Raw genomic sequence first — 1792 nt, forward strand, 5'->3', positions numbered from 1 at the left:
GCCAGCAGCAGGCGCTCGGAGGTCAGGGCCTCGTCGCGGCCCAGCAGCGCGCCGTGCGCCAGCCGCAACACCACCGCCGCCAGCCGGGCGTCGTACACGATGGGCGTGTCGAAGCGCACCACATCCGGCCTTCCGGTGGCCTCGGCAAACAGGGCGGGCGGCACGTAGACCATCACGTAATCAATGCCGCCGCTGTCGCCCGCGTTGCCGTCGTGGGCCTGCTCCGGCGAAAACAGCATCACCCCGCTGCGGTGCGAGGCCAGTTGCGCGCCGTTCAGCCGGTACTGCTGAATGCCCCGCTGCGTCACGCCCAGGGCGTATTCCTCATGGGCGTGCCGCTTGTAGGCAAAGCGGGTCATGGTGGCGGACAGCACCGTCACTCCCGCCGCGCGGCGGTACACGAACCGCTCGCCGGAAAGGGCGGGGCGGTTCGCAGCGCCGCTGTCGCCGTCACCGTCGCCGGGGCGAATCCTGTCGTCCGTGCTCACGCGTCCCATCCGCTCACCACGCCACCCATCGAAATCGCGCGCCTTCAATGGGCCAGCACCTGCTGCACGCCCGACATGGCCACCGCGCAGTACACCAGAAACAGGGCCATCAACACGTTGACCACCCGCCGGTACGCCGACAGGAACCGGCGCAGCAGCGCGCCAAACCCCACCCACGCGGCAAAGGCGGCCCAGCCTATCACCGACACCGCCGCCACCCCGGCGGCCACGCCCCCGCGCGACCCCTGGGCCAGCGCCACGAAACTGGGCATCACCGTCAGGGTGAACATGACCACCTTGGGGTTCACGAACTGCATCAGGAACCCGGTGACGAACAGAGCCTGGTCGGAACGCGTGGCGGCACCGTGAACAGCGAGGGCGTCGGGGGCTGCGCCGTCGCCAGTGGCGCCTGCCGGGGCATCCCCCATGTCCTGATCCACGTCTTGCCCCACGTCCATGCCGTACACCTTCCAAGCAAGGTACAGCATGTACGCCCCGCCCACCAGTTGCAGCACCGGCTGGGCAGGCGGCAGCAGTTCGGCCAGCAGGCTGTTCAGCGCGGCGGATGCCGCCAGCATCAGGGCAAAGGCCGCCGCCGCCCCGGCGGAAAACACCAGCGCCCGGCGCGTGCCCTCGCCCTGGGCAATGGACAGGATGACGATGTTGGTCGGCCCCGGCGTAAAGGTGACCACCACGCAATACAACAACAAGGAAAGCAGGCTCATGACGAAACTCCCGGTACAGGCCGATACGGACTGGATGCCCGATGCCCGGCACGCGCACTCCCTGGCGTGTGTCGGCCCGCGTCCAGCGGATGTCCGGCGCATGTCTGGCGCGCATCTGGCCACCGCCTGCGGGCATGTCGGCATCCTGCCTGCTGCATGCCCCATGCACACCACGCGCGCATAGGACGATATTGCGATGGTGAAGGGCTTCGGAGATCAGGGCTGGCAGGGCATGCCGCGCCGTCCGCGCCGTCCGGGCCGTCCGGGCCGTCCGGGGTACCCCGCCCACGTTGACAACCCCGCCCTCCTGCCCTACGTCGGGGCAAGGCCCCTCGTGCCCTCCGCGCATTCCGCTTCCGTTCGCAACCCGCCCCCGGCCCTGCCGGGCGCACCCCCAGCCCATGCCCCACGCCCCCGAAGACTTCCGCCTGTCCGGCACACCCGGCACACCCGGCGCGCCCGATTCCCTTGATCGCCCCGATCTCACAGGCCCCCCCGATCTCACGGGCACGCCAGGGCAGGGCACCGCTTTCGCCCCGCCTCCCCCCGCGTCCACGGTCGCCGACACCCCAGCCCCCC

At 70.5% G+C, this 1792-nt stretch carries 2 protein-coding genes; both read right to left on the minus strand.

Annotated features, from left to right (window positions below; all coding sequences use genetic code 11):
* Positions 1 to 488 (minus strand): AraC family ligand binding domain-containing protein (locus FVW27_RS14710; RefSeq protein WP_341806151.1); only part of this gene is annotated, 488 nt, incomplete at its 3' end.
* 44 nt (positions 489 to 532) lie between these two features.
* Positions 533 to 1213 carry a LysE family translocator gene (locus FVW27_RS14715; RefSeq protein ID WP_167126497.1) on the minus strand — a complete coding sequence of 227 codons (681 nt, stop codon included), beginning with the start codon at positions 1211 to 1213 and terminating at the stop codon, positions 533 to 535.
* Positions 1214 to 1792 lie beyond the last annotated feature (579 nt).

The sequence above is a fragment of the Nitratidesulfovibrio liaohensis genome, from assembly GCF_011682075.1.
GTDB classification, from domain to species: Bacteria; Desulfobacterota; Desulfovibrionia; order Desulfovibrionales; family Desulfovibrionaceae; genus Cupidesulfovibrio; species Cupidesulfovibrio liaohensis.

Coding starts and splice junctions, on each gene's coding strand:
- FVW27_RS14715 (WP_167126497.1), bottom strand. CDS start 1,213: ATGAGCCTGCTTTCCTTGTTGTTGTATTGCGTGGTGGTCACCTTTACG.